Raw genomic sequence first — 267 nt, forward strand, 5'->3', positions numbered from 1 at the left:
TCCCACCGGGCGCACCTTCTGATCCTCCAGCACACGCAACAGCGCCGCCTGCACCTGTTCGGGCATCTGCGCCACTTCATCAAGGAACAGCGTGCCGCAATCGGCATGCAGGAACAGCCCGTCGCGACGGCGGTCCTGCGCATCGATCACGCCAAACAATTCCCCCGCCAGCCGATCCGGCGACAGGCCGGCGCAGTTGACGGCAACAAAGGGCTGTTCGGCCCAGTCAGACAGCGAATGCAGCGTGCGCGCCGCAATCTCCTTGCC

Annotated in this window: 1 protein-coding gene; it reads right to left on the reverse strand. The window is 65.5% G+C overall.

The annotated features are described in order from the left end of the window. On the reverse strand, positions 1-267 hold a 267-nt coding region (locus tag R0J92_RS23400; RefSeq protein WP_411053436.1), incomplete at both ends, for a sigma 54-interacting transcriptional regulator.

This window comes from Tritonibacter sp. SIMBA_163 (assembly GCF_046535935.1).
GTDB classification, from domain to species: Bacteria; Pseudomonadota; Alphaproteobacteria; order Rhodobacterales; family Rhodobacteraceae; genus Epibacterium; species Epibacterium scottomollicae.